The following is a 21,675-nucleotide window of genomic DNA, read 5'->3' as shown; positions in this document are numbered from 1 at the left end:
CGTCAGCGAGGCGCCAGCAGTGCCGCTACCTGCGATACCCGATCCGACCAATCGGATGCCGTGAAATCGGCGCGTTCGGGGAACAGCCACGACGTCTGCATCGCCTGCTGGACGGAATCTGTGAAACGGTCGGCGTCGGCGACGACGACGTCCGTTGCCTCCCGGAACCCGGCGACTGCCGTCGACACGACCGGCCGCCCTACGGCCCGATACTCGTACAGCTTGATCGGGTCGAGGCTCTCGGTGAAGTCCGAGACGACGTGCGGCACGACCAGCACGTCGGCGTGCTGCAGGTAGGCGGGCACCGCGTCGCGGGGTTTCGCGCCGAGCAGCAGCACCCCGTTCTCGCGCAGAAGGGTCGAGTCCGCGGCGCTCAGTGCATCGGGTCCGACGAGCACCAGCGTGCCGACCCCATCAAGCGCGCGCGCGGTGGCGATGCAGAGCTCCACATCAAGTCGATCCCGGTGCAGCGTGCCGACGTATACCGCGGTGCGCCCGGCCGGGAGATCCGCTGGACGCTCCGTAGGCAGCTGGTAGCGCGCCACGTCGACCGCGTTGCGGATCAGCACGATCTCGTCGCGCTGATCGCCCTTTCGTCGCACCAGTTCGGGTGAGCAGGCCACCACGGCAGCGGCGTGCTGCAGCAGCCAGCGCTCGCCGGTGATCAGACGCGTGCGCTCGGCTGCAGGTCGGTCTGCGGCCACCCAATCGTCGGTCATGTCGTACAACGCCTGCCAGCCGGTCAGCCGCGCGACGTCGGCTGCACCGGGGTCGTTCACCCACAGCAGCGGCCGGGGCATCCCGACCAGCTTCGCTGCTCGGATCACCGACCGAGCGAGCCGAGCGTCGGCACCGGGGTCGAGCCGACGGGGGAGCGCCTTCACCGGACGGAACGTCCACAACCGCTCTGCCACCTGCTGAGGTCGATGCCCGAACGAAGGGCGCGAGCCGCTGCGCAGTGCGTGCACCGGGTCATCCGGTGGCTCGACGAACAGCACACGCAGTTCGGGGTCGCGATCCAGTAGACCGGACACGAGGTACTGATTGCGTCGCCAGACATCGTCCCAGGCTTCGAGCGACACCACGACCAGATCCGACATCACGCTGTGCCCTTCTCCGCGATGGCGCGGCGATAGACCGCCTCAGTGCCGTCGGCCTGCGCCCGCAGCGTGAACGAGCGCTTCTGTTGTTCAAGCTGGGCAGCCGCGATGCGTGAGCGCATGATGGGGCCAATACCTGCAAGACGCCTCAACTGTTCGGCCGCGGCATTGTTGTTCCCAGGGACAAATAGTGCCGAGTCTGCGACATCGCCGAGCATCTCAGCGTGCCCGGCCGCACCGCTCGCGACAACTGGCAGTCGCAAAGCCATGGCTTCCAGCACTGTCAGCCCGAAATGCTCGTACGGCGCCGTGGCCAGCAGCATCCCCGCTCTGACCATCAGCTGTGGCAGGTCGTCGCGGAAACCGAGGAACGTCACGGAGTCATTCATTCCCAACTCATCGACCAGCCTGCGCAGCTCGGCCTCTTCTGCACCGACCCCGGCGATCTGCAGTCGCCATCCCTCGTCGGCGATGCCAGACACCGCGAAGGCACGGATGCCCAGCGCGGTGTCCTTCTCAGGCTGCAGGCGCTGCGCCATCAGCACCGTGCGCTCACGCACCGCGCCCTCGGCATCCACCGGATCGACCCCCGGATACACGATCGTCGACGGCACATGGATCGAGTCGGCCACGGCCTTGCTGATCGCGATCTCGGCATCCAGCATCCGCTCGATCAGCCGGTACGCGGCAGCCGGCCCGCGTGACCCGCGACGCATCGCGAAATGACGGGTGGAGACCAGAGCTGGACGCTGGCGCCCAGCCAGACGACTGAGCACAGCCGCTAGATCTGCAGACGTCATGTGCGAGTTCACGACATCGACCTCGGTCGAGCGGATCGCCTTCAGAGCCTCGCGCAGGTTCGCGGCGGGCGCGAAGCGCACATCCGCATCCTGCAGCGGGCGGGCGAGCATCTCGGGCGCGCCGCCCGCGACGTACACCTGGTGTCCGTCGGCTGCCTGCGTGGATGCCAGGCGGCGGACGAACTGTTCGACGCCGGCGAATCGATCCGACACCATCACGTGCAGGATGCGCAGCGCGGTCACCCGGCGACCTCCTCGGTCGAGGCTCGCTCCGGCGCCACCCGAGCGAGCAGCTCCACATACTTTTCCGCCGTCGCCCGCCAGGTCAGGTGCTCGACGCTGGCGCGGCACGCATCGCGCCAACCGGAGATGTCGGTTGCCGCGACGCGCTCCATCAGATCGCCGATCGACGCCGGGTCGCGCTCGGTCAGATACCCGTTCTCGCCGTCGACGATGACGTCGGGCGCGCAGCCGACGCGCGTGGCGATCACAGGCACGCCGCTCGCGAGAGCTTCGGTGATGACGAGTCCGTACGACTCGTAGAGGGTGGGGAAGACGAACATGTCGGATGCCGCGAAGTACGACGGCAGGTCGGTGCGAGGGCCCACGAACAGGACCCGCTCGGCCACGCCGATCTTCTCGGAATGCTCGCGCATCTGCTGGATGGCCGAGGCGAATCCGCCGACGACGAGCAGCATCGCCGTCGGCGCGTGCGCAAGCGCGGCAATCGCGTCTGACAGGCCCTTGCGATCGAACTCGTGGCCGATGAACAGCGCCACGCGATGTTCGTCATCGAGGTTGAGCGCGGCCCTGGCGGCGAGACGCTGCGCGGGCGTCGGGGGAGTGAACCGCTCGAGATCCACCCCATGCGGAATGACGGTGACCGGCGCAGCGACTCTGCCGTAGACCCGCTTGAGTGTGTCGACTTCGCCATCGGTGAGCGCCACGATCGCACGGTGCGCGTGGCCCCGGTACCGGACGCGGTCCCGAAAGAAGGTGAAGGTGTGCAGGGGATTGCGCAGCATCCGCCAGACGAGGTTTCCGCGCGCCTGCATGGCGGCGAACACGATCCCATGGTTGACGTAGACGTCGCCCGTCATGACGGCATTGTGGCAGATCGAGACGGCGTCGGGACGCTCGGCGAGGAATCGCTTGGCCTTTCGCGTGCCTGCGATCGAGAATTCCACCGCGTACCAGACCCGTGACAGGCGGTGCATGAACAGCGATCGGAACTGCCGTCGGGCGTGTCCTCGTGCGGCGTCGGCCGTGAAGGATTCGACGGTGTGCCCGAGCTCACGGAACTGGGTGCTCAGGTGCTGCGCGCTGCCGGCGACGCCGGAGCCCGAGCCGATGACGGGGATGATCTGCACGATGTGCATCACGCCTCACCCCGAAAACGTCGCTCGACGCGCACCGGTCCGAGCCGGTAGACGGCCGCCCGCCGTCGCGCGGCAGCGCCGCGCTCGCCGGAGAGCACGAGAGCACGTGCGGATGCCCCGATCCAGCCGGCCAGTCGGGCGGAGGCCCAGCCCGCCGCACCGAAGTGCTTGCGCAGATACCGCTCTTGCGAGGCGTAGAACATCGCCTCCCGACGTCGAGGATCTGAACTCGTGCCTGCGCCCACGTGCATCGCCTGCACGGTGTCGTCGACCGCATGGCGCCACCCGAGCAGGTGGGCACGGTACGACCAGTCGGTCTCCTCGGCGTACAGGAAGTACCGCTCATCGAAGCCGCCGACCTGAGCGAGCGCCTCCGCGCGCAGCAGCAGCACCGAACCGATGACGAACCCGGCCTTGTCGCTGCGCAGACGCCCCATTCCGAGGGCATCCGACCACGAACCGAACGGCGACGGAAACGGCCAGCGCACACGGGCTCGCACACCACTTTCGTCGACCTGCGTGGGCCCGACGGTCGCCAGCGACTCATCAGCGCGCAGCGACACACGCAGACGATGCACATCGTCCGACGTGATCACCGCATCCGGATTCAGCAGCAGCACGTCGGCGTGCGGGCGCAGCCGGTCGCGCAACCCCACATTCACCGCGGAGCCGAAGCCGAGATTGGCCCCGGGGTCGATGTAGCGCACTCCCAGTGCAGCGCACAGGTCACGGATCTCGGGCATGGACGAGTTGTCGATCACCGTCACAGGCAGTGTGGCAACAGGTCGCAGCGCTCGCTCCAGCATCTCGGGGCCGCCATAGGCGACCACGATCACCTCCACGCCGTGCACATCAGCATCCACCTGCTGCGCCGCCGAGCGGTACAGCGCCTGATACTGATCCGCCACGGCCTCCCATGAGCACTCCGCGGCGCGCGCGAAGCCCGCTGCTTGCAACGCCACTCGATCGGGTCCGGCAGCCCGCACCAACGCCTCACCGAGCGCGCTGGCATCACCGTGCGGCACCACGAGCCCCGCCCCGCCGACGACATCCGGCAGGGCGCCGGCATCACTGGCGACGACCGGCACACCTACTGCCATCGCCTCGACGGCCACGCGACCGAACTGCTCCGTCCAGCTCGCTGTGGGTACCGATGGCACGGCCAGCACGTCCAGTGAGGCGTAGAACTCTCCCATTCGATCCGGTGCGATCGCGCCGACGAACTCGACCCGGTCGGCGATCCCCAGTTCGGTCGCGCGCGCATTGATCTCGGTCGAGAGCGGTCCACTGCCGGCAATCCGCGCGCGAAGCGTCGGCTGCGCCGCGACAGCATCCAGCAGCACCTGGACGCCCTTCTCCTCGACCAGCCGTCCCACGAAGCCCACCACCGCGACGTCGCGCTCGCCATGCGCCGGTCGATGGCCAGCAGCCGAGAGCGGCTCGACGTCGACGCCAAGCGGGATCAATCGCGGCTCACCGGGGAACCCCTTCGTCACGCTGATCACACCGGCCTCGGCATTGCACACCGAGATTCCCGACGCCCCGCGCAGCGCTGCGCGCTCGAGCCAGCGGAACGGCAGCGGATAGCGCTTGGAGATGTTCTGCGCCGAGTACAGCACGTACGGTGCCCGCTGTCGGCGCAGCCACCGAATCAACAGGATCTCGGCCGTGGCGAGGGCGAACGGCTCTTCGTGGATGTCGATCACGTCGAAATCCCCACCCAGCGCGCGCCACAGCGTCGCGGGGGAGTACAAGAACAGCGCGGGATGGTGGCCGAACGTGCGCGCCGGCAGCACCCACGGTTCCGCGTCGGCGTCGATCGATACCGGCACGCCCCCGGCATGCCAATGCCGGGCCGTGACCAACCGGATGTTCTCACCGCGAAGAACGAGTGTCCGCTCCCGCGCGCGCCACGGCCCCACCGTGGCGCTGTGAGAGATTCTCATTACGCGCAACGCGACTCCCCTGTAGGCTAGTCACCACAATAGACTGCGCTCACGCTCCCTGCGGGCGCAGATCTTCGGTGGTTGATGTCGGGGGACGGACGCCGCCTTGGGGACAGGGAGCACGGCTTTGGGGGCCGTGAGCTTGGGATTGCTGGGGAATTCTGGGGATGGACGTTTCGCGTTCCGCGAGCCCGCACATCGTGCACCTCGCGCATACGACGGTGGCCGGCGGCGCCGAACTGGCGCTCAGACGGCTGCTCGATGCGGAGTCCGGATGGCAGGCTAGTCTGCTGATCCCCGCCGAAGAGGATGAGAACGTCTTCGAAGGAATGAGCACATCCACGCGCGGTGTCCGGCAGGTGTCGGGTGGCAGCTCAGGTGGCCCGCTCCGGATGCTGAACGTGATGACCCGTCTGGTGATTCAGGCAGCCGCCACGCGTTGGCATCCTGTCGTGCGTCACAGCGACCTCGTGGTCGCCAACTCCACCCGGTCTGCGGCATACGGGGCCCTTGCCGCACTCGGCACCCGCCGCCCCTTCGTCGTCCACCTGCGCGATCACATCACCCCCGAAGCCCTCGGGGCGTTCGGATACCGCATGATGACCAAGCTCGTGCTGCCCCGCGCTGACGGCGTCGTCGCCAACGCGAACGGCACGCTCGACACCGCCCGAGAATTCCTCCGTGAGGGTGCTGCCACGGCGGTGATCCCGAGCCCGTCTGGTCTGGGCAGGTTCCGCCTGCCGCGGAACACCGCAGGGCCGCTTCGCATAGGAATGCTCGCAAGACTCGACCCGTGGAAGGGGCAGATGGCTCTCCTCGAGGCATTCGCGCAGACATTCCCGGACGGCGATGCGCAGCTTGACTTCGCGGGGGCTGCCCTGTTCGAGCACACCGACTTCGCGATGGAACTCCGTGAGCGCGCACAGCAGCTCGGGATCGCCGACCGGGTGAACATGCTCGGCCACGTAGATGACATCGCGCCTCTGCTGGCCTCGTGGGATATCGCAGTGCAGTACTCGCAGCGCGCCGAGCCGATGGGGCAGAACGTGCTGCAATGCCTCGCTGCCGGCACGACTCTCGTCGTCGCCGACGAGGGGGGACCCGTGGAATGGGTTCGCGACGGACACAACGGGCTACGCGTGACCCCACGCGACACGGATGCCCTGGCTGCGGCGCTGCACCGCCTTGCTGAGAGGCCCGCGCTGCGCGTGCGACTGGGAATCGCCGCCGCTCAGACACCCGGTCTGCTCGACGACGCCGAGATCGCGGCCGTTCATGCCGACTTCTACCGCGACGTCATCAATGTCAATCGCCCGGTCGTCCCCGTCGTCCGCGTGCCGATCGTCCCGCTTCAGGTGCCGAGCGTCGAAGCGCCGAGTGCGCTGGCGGCGTTCCATGCGGTGACCGGTACTGCTGCGGCGGCGCGCACGTCGTGATCGTCTAGGCTGACGGCGTGACCGAATCCGCGCCGGAGGCGGCTCCCGTGCGTCCGACGAGCAAGGTGCCCGTGAGCATCCGACTGCGGCTGGCACGTGCCGCCGTGCAGGTGATCGCCGACGACGCCGGGGTGCGGATGCTGCATATCAAGGGCGCCGCGACCGACCCCGCCTTGCACCCGACTCCGCGGTACGGCTCGGATGTCGATGCCTTGGTCGACCCGCACCGCATCCCGGCGCTGCACAGCGCGCTGCTGACACAGGGATGGCGGCTGTACAGCACATTTCGGTTCGGCTCATCGTTCGAGCACGCCCAGACCTACGCCCACGACACCTGGGGATATTTCGATCTGCATCGACGATTCCCCGGTATCGGGCTGAGCGATCAGCAGGCGTTCGAGCAGCTCTGGCTCGACCACACCCGGCGGGAATCTGCCGGCATCCCGTTCGCGGCGCCGAGCCTCGACGCGCAGTCCGTCATCCTCGTGCTGAACTCCGCCCGCGGCAAGGGCGGGCTGCCGCGGTCATGGAGCGAGCTCGACGACGACGCGCAGGCGCGGGCGCGAAGCCTCGTCGCGCGGCTGCACGCCGAGGTGGCGTTCGCGGCGGCCGAGGGAGACCTCGAGCGGTATCGCGATCGCCGGGAGTACCGGCTGTGGAAGGCGACGTCGCAGGGTGGTCCGCGGGTCGCCGAGTGGTGGGGGCGAGTCATCGCACAGCCCAACCTGCCCGGAAGGCTCCGGGTCGTCGCCCAGGCGCCGCTCGTCAACACCGACCGTCTCGCGCGCCGTCTCGGCCATGCGCCCTCACGGGCTGAGGTCGTCCGCGAGTTCTTCGCACGCGCGGGTGTCGGGCTGCGCGAGACAGCGGCGATGATCACGCGCCCCTTCCGGAGGCAGCGATGACGCGAGTGCACCGGACGGAATCATGTGGCGTGGTCGATGACGGAGAGGTCGTCTATGCGGCACCTCTGCCGTCTGGGCCCATCACCGTACTCGCGGACGTTTCTGCGCTGATCTGGCGGACGATCCCCGACGACACTGCCGTCTCCATCGCGGACGTCGTGGCGCAGGTCGCGAGCGCCACCGAAGAGCAACAGGATGACATTGCCGTGCACGTCCACGCGTTCCTCGATGACCTCGTGCGACTCGGCCTTCTGGCCTATGCCGACGGTTAGCATGAGAGCGTGATCTCCGCCCTCTTCGTCGGCCCCGCTCTGCTGCTGGGCGGTGTGCTCATCGCTTCCGGCGTGCTCAAGTTGCGCGGCCCCGCCGACCTCGATGAGTTCAGCCGGCTCGGAGTGCCTGCGGCGCTGCAGAAGCAATGGGTCGCGCGGCTGCACCCGTGGGGCGAGCTGGCGCTCGGGATCGTCCTGCTCGTCACCGGCGGATGGGCTGGCGTGATCGCGGCGATCATCGCGACCGCGCTCATGGGCACCTATCTGGTTCTGGTGTTCCGCACGCTGCGCGCCACGCCGGACGCGTCCTGCGCATGCTTCGGCAGCACGAAGAGGATCACGGCGGTCACCGTGGTGCGAAACGCCTGGCTGACACTGCTCGGTGTCGCCGCTGTCGCCACGATGTGGGCGCTCCCGCTGCTCGGTGGCTCGCTTGCGGCGCTGGGCCCCGCAGGGTGGGCGTGGGTAGCAGTGCTGCTCGCGGCGGCGATCACAGTGCTGCTCGTCATGTGGCCGGAACCGAGCGAGGCGGTGTCGGTGAACGCACAAGAGCCCATCGCCGTGGCATCCGACGGCGAATTGGACTATATCCGCTCGCTCACCCCGGCGATCCCCGTCACACTCGCCGATGGGTCGACTCAGACGCTCCGAGAGCTCAGCTCGCTGCGCCCGATGCTGCTGCTCGCCGTGAGCTCGACCTGCGGGTCATGCACGAGCACGATCAGCAGTCGCGAGCGGTGGCGTGAGCTGCTGCCCGAGGTGGACATCCGGCTCATTCTCACGGCACAGCCCGATGACACCCCGATCGCTGAGACCGCGCATCCGATGTCGCTGCACGATCCTCAGCGACTGGTCGCGCAGTCGCTCGGGTACGCGGCCACCCCGTCCGCAGTGCTGTTCGGCATGGACGGAATGCTCGCCGGCGGCCCGGTCAGCGGTCCTGACGGCGTCCTTGAGTTCATCGGCGACGTGTACGAGAGCCTGCACGGGGAGCGCCCTCAGTTCTGACCGCGCTGATGATCGCTGTCGGCGCGCAGGGTCACGCCAGCGCAAGCCGGACGACGCGCTCGACTTCTCTGATCGCTGGGAGCATCTCGTCGGCGGACTGCTGGTAGACCGCGTCGGGCTGGCGGTAGGGGTCGATGATGTCATCGTCGGGCGTCGGCTCGCTGGTTCGGCTGCTGACCAATGCAGCCACGACTGCGGCGACGCGGTCGGACGGCACCGGACCGGCATTCTCAGCCGCTGCGCGGATCTGCGCATCGGGCAGGGCGGCGGCGAGTCGACCGAACTCGCGCAACGGCAGCACCTGTCGAAATCTGCTCGGCGTCAGCTGTACAGCGGCGTCGCGATGCTCGCGGGTCATGGTCAGCACGAGGTCGGCCTCGAGCAGCATCGGCTCGACGAGATAGCGGGCCTGATGGCCGTCAGCATCAGCCGGGTCCGCGCCGGCGTTGATGGCCAACTGGGCGGCCTGCGGCGTCATGCCATGCCCGACCATCGCGTTCGTTCCGGCGCTGTGCACCTGAACCGGCAGGTCCCTCAGCTGCGCCCGAAGGGTCACCTCCGCCAGCGGTGAGCGGCAGATGTTGCCGGTGCACACCGTGAGGATGCGCGGCACAGCGCCCGCCTCCATGCGCCGACGCTCGCGGCGCGTCAGAGGGCGCTGAGACGGGCGAGAAGGATCACTGGGCATGTACTCAGACTACGTGTCGGCGCCTTCGTGCCGCTGACTTCACACGATGAACCGCTTCGGCGAAGAGCGCGCGTGCGGCTTCGATTGTCACATCGCGGCGCTTGGCAGGTGGGGCTTCGGTCAGCGCGTTCCATGTGTCCGTCGATACCTGCTCGATGCTGAACTGTTCTGATCGCTTGGCGATGGCGGCCATCATGGATGACACCAGTTGGGGCTTCGAGCGCAGTGCGCTGAGGGCTGCGAGAAACGCGTCAGGTTCGTCTCTGGCGAACAATGCGTCGGTTCCGGTCTCTGCGATCTCGCGATATCCGCGGTGATCGCCGCACACTGGGATGGCGCCTGCTGCCCAGGCGTTGATCAGTTTGGTCGGCGGCTTGCGTCGGTCATCGATGGCTGGTCGGTCTGTGCCGGGCTGCAGCCGCTGCGTGCACAGCACCACGTCGACCTCGCGGAAATCATGCCACATGCCGTTCAGCTCGGTGTCAATGCGCAGGTTCATTCCGAGTTCACTCAACCGGCTGATGAATCGGTCGTCGACCCACACCGGCACGTTGTACGAGTACGCCTTGAGCGCGACCGTCTCAATTCGGTCGCCCCTAGCTGGATCGCGAACCTGCAGGCCGCGTTGCGGCAGCAACGGCAACCACGTCTGGCGGGGCGTCTCGACGGCACCCTTGGTGGCCATCACCTCCAAGGTGGTGAACGATGGAGGCCGCACGCTCAGTGCGGCGTCAACTCGAAAGACAACTACGGCTGGCATGCGCCGCAGCGGCAGAAGAGAAAGCGCCAACCGTGCCATCAAGGTGGAGGGCACCTGAGGCTGATAATTCGCCAGTTCCTCGAACGAGACGACAACGACCGTGCACCCGTGCGGTGGTTTTGGCCCGAGAGTGACAGGGAGTGCCTTGGCGCGCAGTCGCCAGTACATTTCAAGGAAGGCGTGACCAAACGCGTTTTGATGCTGTTGTGGTGCCTCGTCAGGATCCCATGTGGTGAGGGCCTCCGGTCGGCGCGTCCAGAAATGCACGCTGATCGGATCGGTCTCGTGGCGCACCATGGCGTGAGTCTATCCACGCGCAGACGCTCAGGCCTTCCCCGGTTTCCCGGTCCGGAACACCACCCCGTGGTACAGCACGAACCGCACCAGCACGACGATCGCGATGCTCGCGAGGTTCACGACGTTGACGGCGACGGGGCCCGCCGCCCGTCCGAGAACAGTCGAGACGCCTTCGACGCCCAGCCACAGCAGCAGCGCACCGAGTCCGGTGCACGCCAGATTGACGAGAATGAACAGCACGATCTCGCTGACTCGCCCGCGGCGGTCGCGATGCTTGAAGGTCCACTCTCTGTTGCCGACGTAGGCGTTGACCAGTGCGACGAGCGAGGCGATGATCTTCGCCCAGACGACATCGACGCCCATCGCGTACACGAGCAGGTTGAAGACGCCCACCTCGATGAGGGTGCTGATGGCACCGACGATGAGAAAGCGACTCCCGACAGAGGCGAGCCGACGCAGTCGGGGGTGGATTTCCATGGCTCCCTTAGAATACTGGGGAGCGCAGCAGTCCGCTCCCGACCCATCGTGAGGACCCGCGTGCCAGTTGCCCATCTCGTCATCGTGATGCCCGCCTACAACGAGGCAGAGGGCATCGGCGGGTTCATCGATGAGATCCGCGATCACGTCGCCCCGCTCGCCGGCAAAGTCAGTTTCGTCGTCGCAGACGACCGCTCGACCGATGCCACGGTCGCGACGCTGCAGGCGATCGACGACGTCGACGTGCACCCGCAGGCGGCCAACCGCGGGCACGGCCCGACGGCGCTCGCCGCGTACCGTGCCGGTCTCGCGGCCGGCCCCGACCTGCTGATCCACGTCGATGGTGATGGCCAGTTCGTGGGCCCGGACTTCACGCGCCTGGTCCTGGCAGTCGAGAGCACCGGCGCCGACGTCGTGCACGGAGTGCGCCACAGCCGTACCGACGCCTGGTACCGCCGCGTGCTGACTGGCTGCGTCGGCATGCTCGTGGCCGTCGCCGCCGGCCGACGGGTGCCCGACGTGAACACCCCGCTGCGGGCGTACCGTCCGGCGCCGCTGCAGGAGCTCCTCGACGCCGTGCCGGCCGACGCCAGCATCCCTCACGTGCACTTCTCGCTCGCCGAGGCGCGCGCCGGGTTCACCGTGCGCTACCTGTCGGTGCGCAGCATCCCTCGCCGTGGCGAGTCGACCAGCGGCACGATGTGGGGCGGGGGAGTGAAGCGGATGCTGCCGCCCCAGCGCCTGCGCAAGTTCGCCGTCACGGCGCTCGCCGAGGCCTGGCAGCTCTCGCTGCGTCCTGGCGCGCCGCTGCGCAGCATCCGACCTCAAGCCGCCTCCGGGAACCCGCGCAGATGAGACTCGCCCGCACGATCGCGTTCTGGCTGCTCGCAGCCGGGCTGCTGGCCTGCCACGTGATCGTGATCCAGCACAGCCTCACGGCGCGGTTCTGGGAGGACGAGGCGTTCAACCTCACCGTGCCACTGAACCTGCTGGCGGGACTCGGATACTCCAGCGACGGAGCCCTGTCGGGGTCGACGATCACTCCGTTCGACCCGAGGATCTCGACCGGGCCAACGGTGCTGCTGCCGGTCGCCGCCGTGCTCGCACTGGGCGTCGACCCGGTGCTCGGCGCGCGGATGGTTCCGCTGGCGTTCTGGGCGCTCCTGCTCGCCGGACTTGCGCTGCTGGGCATCCGCACGGTCGGACGCTGGGGCGCGCTGGTCGCCGCCGCCGTCCCCCTCGCTTTCAACGGCTTCGGCAGTATCTCGCCCATTCAAGGGCCGGCCGATCTGCTCGGCGAGATCCCTGCAGCCGCGCTGCTCGTCTGGGCGCTGATCGCGCTGCCGCGGCGTGCGTGGCTGGCGGGGCTCCTCGTGGGCCTTGCGGTGCAGGCGAAGCTGATCGTGCTGCTCGCGCTGCCCGCGTTCGCCGTGGCGCTGTGGGTGCTCGCCCCAGGACGCGGCTGGCAGCGGATCCTGCAGACGCTGAAGCGCGCGTGGCTGCCGCTGATCCTCGTGGGGGTGCCGACGCTGTTGATGGAGGTGGGCGCGCTCGTCTCGCTGGGGCCGAGCGGGTTCGTGGAGCATCTGCGTGGCATGGTGCGGTTCGTCCGCGGTGGAGGGCAGCATTTCGCGCCCACGACCGTGACGCAGAAGCTCGAGACGCTCGCGGGCGCCTGGTTCGTGCCGATGTGGGCGGCGGTCGCGACGGCGGCGCTGTGCGTCGCGCTGGCCGTCGCCGGGCTGGTGCTGTCGCGGGCGAGTCGGGCCGCGGCGGCGGATGCTGATCGCAAGCGCCCCGATGACCGGGCTGCCGAGGGCGGGCGGCTGTCTGATTCCTGGCGATCTGTGCTCATGCTCGCCTCGGCCGCGGGCGTCGGCGCGTTGGCTTTCGTGGGCTGGTGGTCGACGGCAGCGCACACTCCGCTGTGGGTGCGGCACCCGGCATCCGGCGTGCTGGCGTTCTTCCCGATCATCGTGATCGTCGCCCTGTGGGGGGCGCGGGTGCTGTTCGAGCGTGCCGGCGCAGCGCGCGTCATCGCCGTCGTCGCGATCGTGCTGCTGAGCGCCTCGCTGGCGTGGAGCATCGCCAGGCACGTCTTGCAGACCGCGCAGCCGCGCTCAGAGACCCTGGCGACGCAGCGTGCGGACGTGGCTCCGATCCGCGAGTGGGTCGATCAGACCGGCGCCCCGTGGCTGGCTGCGCACCCGTGGGGTGCCGCCGTCGGCCCGATCGTGATGTCGGGCGCGCATGTCGGGCTGTCGGATGCTGACGCGATGGCCGGCGTGCCCCGTCTGACCGGTTTGCAATGCGACACCGAGGTCCTTGTCGAGGGCGGCCGGTATCGGGTGTGCGCGGCGCCGATTCCCTGATCGCGGACGTCTCTTCGTCCACAATCTGGCCGCGTAGGGAAGTTGTCCCCAGTGGGTGGTTTCCGCGCGAGTTGGGGTCGACGGCGTCGGTAGCGTTGCAAGTGCCGGCCCATCCAAGTCGGCGCTGAGGCACAATGAAGGGGTGTACATGTCCGTCGAGATGATCACGATGCTCATCGGCATCGCATCCATTCTGCTTGCCCTCGGGAGTGGATTCGGCTGGATGATTCACCGCATGGACGGCACGAGCAAAGACCTCGGCGAACGCATCGATCGCGTCGATGGCCGGATCGATCGTCTCGATGGCCGCATTGATCGCATCGACGAACGTCTTTCCGATCTGAAGGACGAAATCGTGGAAGTCAAGATTGCAATCGCAAGAGTTGAAGGGCCACCCCGCCAGTTCCTCGCGGCGCGCTGATACTTCCCGAACTCGAGCCGGCGCCTTAGCCCGCCGAGTACCCGTTCGGGTTCTGCGACTGCCAGGCCCACGAGTCGCGGCACGCTTCCGCGAAGGTACGCTTCGCCCGCCAATTGAGCTCACGATTGGCCTTCGACGGGTCGGCTACAGCCTTGGCGACATCGCCGGGGCGCGGGGCCACGATCTCGTAGGGGATCTCTCGGCCACTGGCATCCGAGAACGCCTGCACCACGTCGAAGACGCTCTGTCCTTCGCCGGTGCCGAGGTTGTACGTCGCGACGCCGGCGCGCAGGTGGTCGAGTGCGGCCAGGTGGCCCTCAGCGAGGTCCATCACGTGGATGTAGTCGCGCACGCCGGTGCCGTCGTGCGTCGGATACTGGTCGCCGAACACGGCGAGGCGATCGCGCCGCCCGATCGCGACCTGCGCGACGAACGGCATGAGGTTGTTGGGGATGCCCGATGGGTCTTCGCCGATGCGGCCGGACGGGTGCGCGCCGACCGGGTTGAAATAGCGCAGCAGCACGGCTTCGAGCTCAGGGCGGCTGTGCTGGATGTCGCGGATGATCTGCTCGTTCATCGCCTTGGTCCAGCCGTACGGGTTGGTGATTCCGGTGCCGGCGGGCTGATCCTCATCCAGGTTCTGCACGCCCTCGGCGGCGGGCGCGTACACAGTGGCCGACGAGCTGAAGACGAGCTTGTTCACGCCGTGGTCGGCCATCAGCTCGAGCAGGTTCAGGGTCGACGTGAGGTTGGTGCGGTAGTAGTGCGCGGGCTTGGCGACCGACTCGCCAACGGCCTTCAGCCCCGCCAGGTGGATGACGGCGTCGAACTGCTGGCCGTGCAGCGCAGCCCGCGAGGCGGTGAGATCAGCGAGGTCGCAATCGATGACCTCGACGCTGCGCTCGGTGAGGTTCTCGACCCGGCCGATCGCCGTGCGGGAGCTGTTCGAGTAGTCGTCGACGACGAGTACTTCGTGGCCGGCTTCGAGCAGCACGAGGGCGACATGGGATCCGATGTAGCCGGCACCGCCGGCGAGAAGAATGCGCACCCGTCGAGCCTACCCACGGGCCCTGGTCAACCGCTCAGCCGCGACCGGCGAGGTATGACTCCAGTGATTCGTGGGTGTTGGATGCCATGAATCCGGTGGCTTCGATCTTCGACAGGTCCAGCACGCTGTTGCGGGGCCTGGAGGCGATGGCCCCAGCCGCTCCTGCGTAGTAGTCGTCGGTCGAGACGGGCGTCACCCGCGCGGGGTCGTGTCCGGTCAGCTCGTAGACCGTGGCGGCGATCGATGCCCAGGTCTGCGGTTGGCCGGCGCCGGTGACGTTGTACGTCCCGTAGGGCGCGTCGACAGAGAGCAGGTGTCGGATGCCGCGGGCGACGTCGTCTGTGAACGTGAGTCGTCCGGTCTGGTCGTCGACGACGTTCGGGTTAATGCCGCGTTCGGCGAGGGAGGCCATGGTGCGGACGAAGTTGCTGCCGTCGCCGATGACCCAGGATGTGCGGATGATGTAGTGCCGCGGTGCGGTGGTGACGGCGAGGTCGCCGGCTGCTTTGGTCTGCCCGTAGACGCCGAGCGGAGCGAAGGGGGCGTCCTCGCTGTAGGCGTCTACAGCGGTGCCGTCGTAGACGTAGTCGCTGGAGATGTGCACGAGGGTGATGCCGTTCTCGGCGGCGATACGGGCCAGCAGCGCGGGACCTGTGGCGTTGACCGCCCACGCCGCCGCGCGGCCCTCGAGCGTCTCGGCGGTGTCGACGGCCGTGTAGGCGGCGGCGTTGATGATGGTGCCGTAGTCGCGCCAGTGCCGGGCAGCAGGTTTCGTGATGTCGAAGTCGGTGCGGGTGGCGTACTCGATGTGCGAGGCGTCTCCGAATTCCTTGCGCAGCGCCCGCCCGAGCTGGCCGTCGGCGCCCAGCACGAGGATCTTGCGCGGCGGGACGGGAGTGGCGTCGGCGAGCCGCGGGTGCGCTTGGTCTTTCTCGGACAGCACGGCGTCGGCGAGTGGGATCGGCCAGGCCACCGCGGCCGTCTCATCGGCGAGGTTCAGGAAGGAGTATTCGGCGTCGGGCGACCAATGGTCGTTCACCAGGTAGACGTACGAGGTGTCGGGGTCGAGGGTCTGGTACGAGTTGCCGACGCCGCGGGGGACGAACACCGCGCGTGACGGGTCGAGCTCGATGGTGAACACCGCGCCGAACGAGGGTCCTTCGCGCAGGTCGACCCAGGCGCCGAAGATGCGTCCAGTGCCGACCGAGACGAATTTGTCCCACGGCTCGGCGTGAAAGCCACGGGTGGTCCCAGGGGTGGGGTTGAAGGCGATGCTGTTCTGCACCGGTCCGAAGTCCGGCAGCCCGGCGGCGACCATCTTCTCGCGCTGCCAGTTCTCTTTGAACCAGCCGCGGTTGTCGCCGTGCACGGGCAGGTCGACGACGAGCAGCCCCGGGATCGGCGTCTCGGTGACGGTCAGCATCACTGCCCCCGCTCTGCGTAGAACGCCTCGGTGGCGTCCTTCGCCGGCGCCCACCAGGCCTCGTTGCTGCGGTACCAGTCGATGGTGGCGGCGAGCCCGGCGTCGAAGTCGCCGTACTGCGGTGTCCAGCCCAGTTCGTGGCGCAGTTTGGTGGAGTCGATCGCGTAGCGCAGGTCGTGGCCGGCGCGGTCGGAGACGTGATCATATGCGTCGGCGTCCTGCCCCATCAACGTCAAGATCAGCTCGATCACCGAGCGATTGTCCTTCTCGCCGTCGGCGCCGATCAGGTAGGTCTCGCCGAGCCGGCCGCTCTCGAGGATGGCGAGCACGGCGGAGGAGTGGTCGTCGGCGTGGATCCAGTCGCGCACGTTGAGCCCTGCCCCGTAGAGCTTGGGGCGGATGCCGCGGAGCACGTTCGTGATCTGGCGGGGGATGAACTTCTCGACGTGCTGATACGGGCCGTAGTTGTTCGAGCAGTTCGACAGCGTCGCCCGCACCCCGAACGAGCGCACCCAGGCGCGCACCAGCAGGTCGGATGCGGCCTTCGTCGACGAGTACGGCGACGACGGGTTGTACGGGGTGGTGTCGGTGAACCGTTCCGGGTCATCCAGCTCGAGGTCGCCGTAGACCTCGTCGGTGGAGATGTGATGCAGGCGCATGTCGTGGCGGCGGGCGGCTTCGAGCAGCGTGTACGTGCCGATCACATTCGTGTCCAGGAACGGCCGTGGGTCATCCAGCGAGTTGTCGTTGTGCGATTCCGCGGCGTAGTGCACCACAGCATCCACCTGCCCGAACAGGTCATCGACCAACTCCGCATCGGTGATGTTCCCATGCACGAACGAAACCCGGTCAGCGGGCAGACCATCGAGCGACGCGCGGTTGCCGGCATAGGTCAGCGCGTCCAGCACGGTGACGTGATGGTCGGTATGCCCCACGACATGGTGCACGAAGTTCGATCCGATGAACCCGGCCCCGCCGGTCACAAGCACCCTCACCGGTCGCCCCTCTCCAACAGCCCCAGCAGATACGTCCCGTACCCCGACTTCACCAGCTGCTCCGCACGCTCCCGCAGCCGCCCATCCGACAAGAACCCCTGCCGCCAGGCAACCTCCTCCGGGCATCCGATCTTCATCCCGGTGCGACGCTCCATCGTGCGCACATAGTCGGCAGCATCCGTCATCTGATCGAACGTGCCGGTGTCCAGCCAGGCCGTGCCCCGCGGGAGCACCTCCACCTGCAACTTGCCGCGTCTCAAGTACGCACGATTCACATCCGTGATCTCATACTCCCCGCGCGCCGACGGTGCCAGTGACCGCGCAATCTCCACGACATCGTTGTCGTAGAAGTACAAGCCGGGCACCGCGTAGTTGCTCTTCGGCATCGCAGGCTTCTCCTCCAACGACACCGCGACTCCGGCGCCGTCGAACTCGACCACACCGTACGCCGAGGGCTCCGCCACCCAGTACGCGAACACCGCGCCGCCATCGATGTCACTGAACCGTGAGAGGCGCGTGCCCAGCCCCGGTCCGTAGAGCAGGTTGTCGCCGAGTACCAGCGCGACCGAGTCATCGCCGATGAAATCCGCGCCGATCGTGAATGCCTGCGCCAAACCGTCGGGCGACGGCTGCTGCGCGAACGTCAACGAGATCCCGAACTGCGAGCCGTCCCCGAGCAGACGCTCGAAATGCGCGGCATCGTGGGGCGTGGTGATCACCAGAATGTCTCGGATGCCCGCGAGCATCAGCGTCGACAACGGGTAATACACCATCGGCTTGTCATACACCGGCACGAGCTGCTTCGAGACGCCCAGCGTGATCGGGTGCAGACGCGAGCCTGAACCGCCGGCAAGGATGATCCCCTTCATGCCTCTATCGTGGCACGTCAGCGGCGCTCGGAAAGTCCCCTGGTCAGGCGCTGAGTCGGCACCTTCGAGATGGGCCGACGGCGGCTTGTGCCCTTAATCCTTGACGCGGCGTCCATCAAACTGCCAAACTGCAACGGCGACCGCGGTCTGTGGGGACCCGCGCGTGCGCATCGTTCGATCTATCCGATGTCAAGAACAAGTACTGGGGAACTGAACTAATGACTAATCGTGCTGCCATAAAACACGAAGACAAGACATCCGGCATCTCTCGCCGAACGGTCGTGAAGGGGGTGGCATGGACGGTTCCTGCCATCGCTGTCGCCGGCACCGTGCCGACCGCCGCCGCTTCTGAGCTGCCCTGCATCAACAACATCGCGCCCACCGGTGGCACGTATCCGGTGAGCCTCTCGCTCAGCGGCTGCAACACCGCCAACTCGCACTGGGACTTCACGTTCAAGATCACTGCAGCGCTGCAGGATTGCGAGTGCGAGAGGATCCGGGTCACGATGTTCGACAACCCGAAGCGCTCGCGGCTGTGGATCAGCAACGACAACGATCTCGGCTCGTCGAACAGCGGTCACCGAAACCCGTCGACGAACACGTCGAACGGACCGGGGCTCTACATCCAGAAGGAGCTCGGTCTGGGACAGTCCGCGAACTTCCCTGCTGCGGGCGACACGGTCCGTCGGGTCGACACCAACGGACAGATCGGCACCATCGGTGCCTACGGTACCGCCGACGACTCCATGCATGTGCTGATCGACCCCAGCGGTGGTGGGGCGCCCTGCGGTGCGACCGGCCCGATGGCCACCTACAAGGTCGAATGTCGCAAGGGTGGCGCGTGGGAGGACCTCGGCACGAGCTCGATCAACCCGTGTGTGCCGATGATCAAGGTCGTCTCCGCCTGCTCGCTTGGTGGTGGCCGCTACCGCCTCGGGATCACCGTGTTGAATAACTGCAGGACTGACGCGAGCGACTTCAAGATCACCAACATCCAGCGGAACAACGACTCGAACTACCCGACTGAGGGTCGCTCGGTGTGGGGTGGTTCCCAGGCGCTCAGCAGTGGCACGACCTTCATCGAGACGGCCAGTAACAACAGCTCCGGCAACAGCCTCTGGGTGTCGTTCTCGTCCGACGGTGTCAACACCAGCACCGTGCGCGTCAACACCGGCTCAGGCTGCTGACGCCGACCTTCCCCACCGATCAGGCGGGCACGGCATGCGCCGCGCCCGCCTGATCACATTCACGAGAGATCAGAACCGTGCCAGGCCCGTTGAGCATCATTCCCGTCGTGCTGGTCGCTGCTGTGCTCGTCGCCAGCGGCATCGCCAAGCTTCGCCACCCCGACGACCTGACGGGGTGGACCGAGCTCGGTGTGCCCGCGATCCTGCGTCGCATGTGGCTGTTGAAGTTCCACCCATGGGGTGAGATCGCACTTGGAGGGGCGCTTGCGGTTCTGGGCGGGATGCTCGGCGAACTCGCCGCGATCGTCGCCCTGGTGCTCATGCTCGGCTATCTGATCTTCGTTGCGCGCATCGTGCGCGCCGGCACTGACGCCAGCTGCGCCTGCTTCGGCACTCGCAAGCGCATCACGGGGGCGACGGTGGTCCGCAACGCCTGGTACGTGCTGCTCAGCGCCGCGGCCGCGGCGACGGCGTGGGCGAATCCCCTGTGGGGTGGCCCGCTGGCTGCCTCGGATGCCGGTGACTGGGCCTGGCTGCTCGGCTTGGCCGCCGCGGGCGTGACGGTTGCCGTGACGATGTGGCCCGTGCCGGCCGACGAGCCGGCGCCCGCAGAAACGCTCAGTCCCGGGATCCCCACGGCAATGGCATCCGATGACGACGACGAACTCGACTACGTCCGCACCCGCACCCCCTCGGTGCCTGTCACGCGCGCTGACGGAGAACTGCTCGATCTGCGTCAGCTGAGCATGACCGGCCAGCCGATGATGGCGCTGCACATGCGCCCCGGCTGCGGGTCATGCGTGATCGTGCACGAACGGCTCGACGACATCCGCGCGATGCTGCCCGAGATCAGCGTGCGCCTGCTGCTGACCGAGATGCCAGATGAGTCGAAATGGACTGAGGGCGCAGAGCCGCAGTCGCTGCACGACCCGAACAACTATGTGCGCAACTCGATCGACGAATGGGGCACCCCCACGGCGGTGCTGTTCGGCCTCGACGGTCTGCTCGCCGGTGGTCCGGTGAACGGCGCCGACGCGATCTTCGCGTTCATCGACGACATCTACGAGAGCCTGCACGGAGAGCGCCCGGCACAGCCGCTCGCCGAAACCCACTAGCCGACAGTCGCCGACCACAGCTGTAGTAAGTTCAGAGCAGCGGTGCCAATTCGGTGAGGTAGGGGGAGTCCGCGCGCATGACCGACTTCTTCGACGTCACAGCCATCGGCGTCCGCGTGCGCGTCACTTCTGACGGTGTGCCCGCTGAGACCATCGAACGGGTGCGTGCGTCGTGGGTCGACGCGGTCGTTCCTGCGCAGGCTGAGGCGGATGCCACGGTCGTGGCCGACCCGGCCCGCGAAGCCGATTCACTTGCCCAGCGACTCACGGTCGATGTCACTCTCGCGGCGCTCAAGCATCGCCGCGGCGAGTTGCTGATGTTCCACGCCGCCGGTGTCGCCGACAGTCAGGGCCGTGTCGCCGCCTTCGTCGGCCCGTCGGGCCGGGGCAAGACCACGCTCAGCGGCGCGCTCGGTCGTCAGTACGGCTATGTCTCCGATGAGACGGTCGGCGCAGACCTCGACGGCCGGGTGCTGCCGTATCGCAAACCGCTCTCCGTCGTGCGCGAGGGGGCACCGAAGCAGCAGATCGCGCCGAGCGAGTTCGGGATGCTGCCCGTGGGCGAACACCCCTTGCGCCTCGACGCCATCGCGGTCCTCGATCGTGATGCCACGGTTGAAGAGCCTGTCATCGAGGCGGTCGCCTTCTGCGACGCGGTCGCCGAGATCGTGCCGCAGATGAGCTACTTCGCGGAGCTTCCGACTCCGCTGCAGACGCTTGCCGCGGTCGTTGACCGCATCGGCGGGCTCACTCGCGTGCGGTATTCGGATGCTGAGAGCGTGACGCCCCTGGTACCGAAGCTGCTCGCGCATCGCGCTGCGCCCGAGGTGTGGCATCCGGTGCCTCCGCCTGCGAGCCTCGAGTTGCTCGGCGGTGGGTACTGGGCCCCCAACGTCGTGGATGCAGTGCGTTTCGGTGATCGCACTGCGCTGCTGACCAGGACCAGTGTGCAGGTGCTCGACGGCATCGGCCCCGCGGTATGGGATGCGTTGTGCGCCGGACACGGCGCCGACGGAATCGTCGATGCCGCCATCGCCGAATTCGGCGTCCCGCCCGAAGGTGATGCGCGCACGATCGTGCAGAGCACGCTCGACCAGTTCGTCGGCGCGGGCATCCTCAAGCCCACATCAGGTGGTCTGCCGGAAGACGGCTGATCACCGCGCGCCAGGGCGACTGA

21 protein-coding genes are annotated in these 21,675 nt (G+C 67.6%); 10 read left to right on the top strand and 11 right to left on the bottom strand.

The window, feature by feature from the left end:
* Positions 1 to 2: 2 nt before the first annotated feature.
* The 4 genes from MNR00_RS13360 to MNR00_RS13345 are packed head-to-tail and all read right to left on the bottom strand — an operon-like array spanning position 3 to position 5,225.
* Complete coding sequence (locus MNR00_RS13360; RefSeq protein ID WP_241926407.1) at positions 3 to 1,100, bottom strand: glycosyltransferase; 1,098 nt, start codon at positions 1,098 to 1,100, stop codon at positions 3 to 5.
* Complete coding sequence (locus MNR00_RS13355) at positions 1,100 to 2,143, bottom strand: glycosyltransferase (protein WP_241926406.1); 1,044 nt, start codon at positions 2,141 to 2,143, stop codon at positions 1,100 to 1,102. Before MNR00_RS13355 ends, MNR00_RS13360 begins: the two co-directional genes overlap by 1 nt.
* Positions 2,140 to 3,279 (bottom strand): glycosyltransferase family 4 protein, encoded by a 1,140-nt coding sequence (locus MNR00_RS13350; protein ID WP_241928854.1) that lies wholly within the window; start codon positions 3,277 to 3,279, stop codon positions 2,140 to 2,142. The genes MNR00_RS13355 and MNR00_RS13350 overlap by 4 nt, the downstream gene beginning before the upstream one ends.
* Entirely contained in the window at positions 3,279 to 5,225 is a 1,947-nt protein-coding gene (locus tag MNR00_RS13345) for a glycosyltransferase (protein WP_241926405.1), read from the bottom strand. Before MNR00_RS13345 ends, MNR00_RS13350 begins: the two co-directional genes overlap by 1 nt.
* Positions 5,226 to 5,392: 167 nt before the next feature.
* Here MNR00_RS13345 and MNR00_RS13340 point away from each other — a divergent pair, with 167 nt between their 5' ends.
* The 4 genes from MNR00_RS13340 to MNR00_RS13325 are packed head-to-tail and all read left to right on the top strand — an operon-like array spanning position 5,393 to position 8,846.
* Positions 5,393 to 6,661 (top strand): glycosyltransferase family 4 protein, encoded by a 1,269-nt coding sequence (locus MNR00_RS13340; protein ID WP_241926404.1) that lies wholly within the window; start codon positions 5,393 to 5,395, stop codon positions 6,659 to 6,661.
* A gap of 17 nt (positions 6,662 to 6,678) precedes the next feature.
* Entirely contained in the window at positions 6,679 to 7,566 is an 888-nt protein-coding gene (locus MNR00_RS13335; protein WP_241926403.1) for a nucleotidyltransferase family protein, read from the top strand.
* A gap of 29 nt (positions 7,567 to 7,595) precedes the next feature.
* Positions 7,596 to 7,838 (top strand): PqqD family protein, encoded by a 243-nt coding sequence (locus MNR00_RS13330; protein ID WP_241926402.1) that lies wholly within the window; start codon positions 7,596 to 7,598, stop codon positions 7,836 to 7,838.
* A gap of 9 nt (positions 7,839 to 7,847) precedes the next feature.
* Entirely contained in the window at positions 7,848 to 8,846 is a 999-nt protein-coding gene (locus tag MNR00_RS13325; RefSeq protein WP_241926401.1) for a MauE/DoxX family redox-associated membrane protein, read from the top strand.
* 31 nt (positions 8,847 to 8,877) lie between these two features.
* Here MNR00_RS13325 and MNR00_RS13320 read toward each other — a convergent pair whose 3' ends face one another.
* Genes MNR00_RS13320 through MNR00_RS13310 form a run of 3 tightly spaced genes read right to left on the bottom strand, consistent with a single transcriptional unit; the run spans position 8,878 to position 11,068 of the window.
* Positions 8,878 to 9,534: a low molecular weight phosphatase family protein gene (locus MNR00_RS13320; RefSeq protein WP_241926400.1), complete on the bottom strand. Its 657-nt coding sequence runs from the start codon at positions 9,532 to 9,534 to the stop codon at positions 8,878 to 8,880.
* A 4-nt stretch (positions 9,535 to 9,538) separates the two neighbouring features.
* Entirely contained in the window at positions 9,539 to 10,591 is a 1,053-nt protein-coding gene (locus MNR00_RS13315; RefSeq protein WP_241926399.1) for a hypothetical protein, read from the bottom strand.
* Between the two features lie 27 nt (positions 10,592 to 10,618).
* Complete coding sequence (locus MNR00_RS13310; protein WP_241926398.1) at positions 10,619 to 11,068, bottom strand: GtrA family protein; 450 nt, start codon at positions 11,066 to 11,068, stop codon at positions 10,619 to 10,621.
* A gap of 60 nt (positions 11,069 to 11,128) precedes the next feature.
* Here MNR00_RS13310 and MNR00_RS13305 point away from each other — a divergent pair, with 60 nt between their 5' ends.
* The 3 genes from MNR00_RS13305 (at position 11,129) to MNR00_RS13295 (ending at position 13,861) form a co-directional block, all read left to right on the top strand.
* Positions 11,129 to 11,923 (top strand): glycosyltransferase family 2 protein, encoded by a 795-nt coding sequence (locus MNR00_RS13305; protein ID WP_241926397.1) that lies wholly within the window; start codon positions 11,129 to 11,131, stop codon positions 11,921 to 11,923.
* The gene (locus tag MNR00_RS13300; RefSeq protein WP_241926396.1) at positions 11,920 to 13,440 is read left to right on the top strand and encodes a hypothetical protein; all 1,521 of its coding nucleotides are present in this window, start codon (positions 11,920 to 11,922) and stop codon (positions 13,438 to 13,440) included. Before MNR00_RS13305 ends, MNR00_RS13300 begins: the two co-directional genes overlap by 4 nt.
* A gap of 148 nt (positions 13,441 to 13,588) precedes the next feature.
* Positions 13,589 to 13,861 (top strand): response regulator, encoded by a 273-nt coding sequence (locus tag MNR00_RS13295; protein ID WP_241926395.1) that lies wholly within the window; start codon positions 13,589 to 13,591, stop codon positions 13,859 to 13,861.
* A gap of 25 nt (positions 13,862 to 13,886) precedes the next feature.
* Here the strand turns inward: MNR00_RS13295 and galE are convergent, their stop codons facing one another.
* The 4 genes from galE to rfbA are packed head-to-tail and all read right to left on the bottom strand — an operon-like array spanning position 13,887 to position 18,196.
* Positions 13,887 to 14,909 (bottom strand): UDP-glucose 4-epimerase GalE, encoded by a 1,023-nt coding sequence (gene galE, locus MNR00_RS13290; protein ID WP_241926394.1) that lies wholly within the window; start codon positions 14,907 to 14,909, stop codon positions 13,887 to 13,889.
* Between the two features lie 34 nt (positions 14,910 to 14,943).
* A complete protein-coding gene (locus tag MNR00_RS13285; protein WP_241926393.1) occupies positions 14,944 to 16,332 on the bottom strand; it encodes a sugar nucleotide-binding protein in 1,389 nt (462 codons plus the stop codon).
* Positions 16,332 to 17,327 carry a dTDP-glucose 4,6-dehydratase gene (rfbB, locus tag MNR00_RS13280; RefSeq protein WP_241926392.1) on the bottom strand — a complete coding sequence of 332 codons (996 nt, stop codon included), beginning with the start codon at positions 17,325 to 17,327 and terminating at the stop codon, positions 16,332 to 16,334. Before rfbB ends, MNR00_RS13285 begins: the two co-directional genes overlap by 1 nt.
* Positions 17,324 to 18,196 (bottom strand): glucose-1-phosphate thymidylyltransferase RfbA, encoded by an 873-nt coding sequence (gene rfbA / locus MNR00_RS13275; protein ID WP_241926391.1) that lies wholly within the window; start codon positions 18,194 to 18,196, stop codon positions 17,324 to 17,326. The genes rfbB and rfbA overlap by 4 nt, the downstream gene beginning before the upstream one ends.
* Positions 18,197 to 18,414: 218 nt before the next feature.
* Between rfbA and MNR00_RS13270 the strand changes: the two genes are divergently transcribed.
* The 3 genes from MNR00_RS13270 to MNR00_RS13260 all read left to right on the top strand — a co-directional run bounded on the left by MNR00_RS13270 (position 18,415) and on the right by MNR00_RS13260 (position 21,652).
* Positions 18,415 to 19,383, top strand: coding sequence for a hypothetical protein (locus MNR00_RS13270; protein ID WP_241926390.1), 969 nt, complete (start codon positions 18,415 to 18,417; stop codon positions 19,381 to 19,383).
* Between the two features lie 89 nt (positions 19,384 to 19,472).
* Positions 19,473 to 20,498: a MauE/DoxX family redox-associated membrane protein gene (locus MNR00_RS13265; protein ID WP_241926389.1), complete on the top strand. Its 1,026-nt coding sequence runs from the start codon at positions 19,473 to 19,475 to the stop codon at positions 20,496 to 20,498.
* A 77-nt stretch (positions 20,499 to 20,575) separates the two neighbouring features.
* The gene (locus MNR00_RS13260) at positions 20,576 to 21,652 is read left to right on the top strand and encodes a PqqD family protein (protein WP_241926388.1); all 1,077 of its coding nucleotides are present in this window, start codon (positions 20,576 to 20,578) and stop codon (positions 21,650 to 21,652) included.
* Positions 21,653 to 21,675: the final 23 nt, after the last annotated feature.

It is taken from the genome of Microbacterium sp. H1-D42 (genome assembly GCF_022637555.1).
GTDB lineage: Bacteria > Actinomycetota > Actinomycetes > Actinomycetales > Microbacteriaceae > Microbacterium.
Note: the sequence above shows the minus strand (reverse complement) of the source record. Positions and strands in the feature narration are given on the sequence as shown.

What these genes read in the sequence shown, in the direction of transcription:
- MNR00_RS13360 (WP_241926407.1), bottom strand. Translation starts at nt 1,100, where the DNA reads ATGTCGGATCTGGTCGTGGTGTCGCTCGAAGCCTGGGACGATGTCTGG.
- MNR00_RS13350 (WP_241928854.1), bottom strand. Translation starts at nt 3,279, where the DNA reads ATGCACATCGTGCAGATCATCCCCGTCATCGGCTCGGGCTCCGGCGTC.
- MNR00_RS13345 (WP_241926405.1), bottom strand. Translation starts at nt 5,225, where the DNA reads ATGAGAATCTCTCACAGCGCCACGGTGGGGCCGTGGCGCGCGCGGGAG.
- MNR00_RS13340 (WP_241926404.1), top strand. Translation starts at nt 5,393, where the DNA reads ATGGACGTTTCGCGTTCCGCGAGCCCGCACATCGTGCACCTCGCGCAT.
- MNR00_RS13320 (WP_241926400.1), bottom strand. Translation starts at nt 9,534, where the DNA reads ATGCCCAGTGATCCTTCTCGCCCGTCTCAGCGCCCTCTGACGCGCCGC.
- MNR00_RS13315 (WP_241926399.1), bottom strand. Translation starts at nt 10,591, where the DNA reads ATGGTGCGCCACGAGACCGATCCGATCAGCGTGCATTTCTGGACGCGC.
- MNR00_RS13310 (WP_241926398.1), bottom strand. Translation starts at nt 11,068, where the DNA reads ATGGAAATCCACCCCCGACTGCGTCGGCTCGCCTCTGTCGGGAGTCGC.
- MNR00_RS13300 (WP_241926396.1), top strand. Translation starts at nt 11,920, where the DNA reads ATGAGACTCGCCCGCACGATCGCGTTCTGGCTGCTCGCAGCCGGGCTG.
- MNR00_RS13295 (WP_241926395.1), top strand. Translation starts at nt 13,589, where the DNA reads ATGTCCGTCGAGATGATCACGATGCTCATCGGCATCGCATCCATTCTG.
- MNR00_RS13285 (WP_241926393.1), bottom strand. Translation starts at nt 16,332, where the DNA reads ATGCTGACCGTCACCGAGACGCCGATCCCGGGGCTGCTCGTCGTCGAC.
- rfbA (WP_241926391.1), bottom strand. Translation starts at nt 18,196, where the DNA reads ATGAAGGGGATCATCCTTGCCGGCGGTTCAGGCTCGCGTCTGCACCCG.
- MNR00_RS13270 (WP_241926390.1), top strand. Translation starts at nt 18,415, where the DNA reads ATGACTAATCGTGCTGCCATAAAACACGAAGACAAGACATCCGGCATC.
- MNR00_RS13260 (WP_241926388.1), top strand. Translation starts at nt 20,576, where the DNA reads ATGACCGACTTCTTCGACGTCACAGCCATCGGCGTCCGCGTGCGCGTC.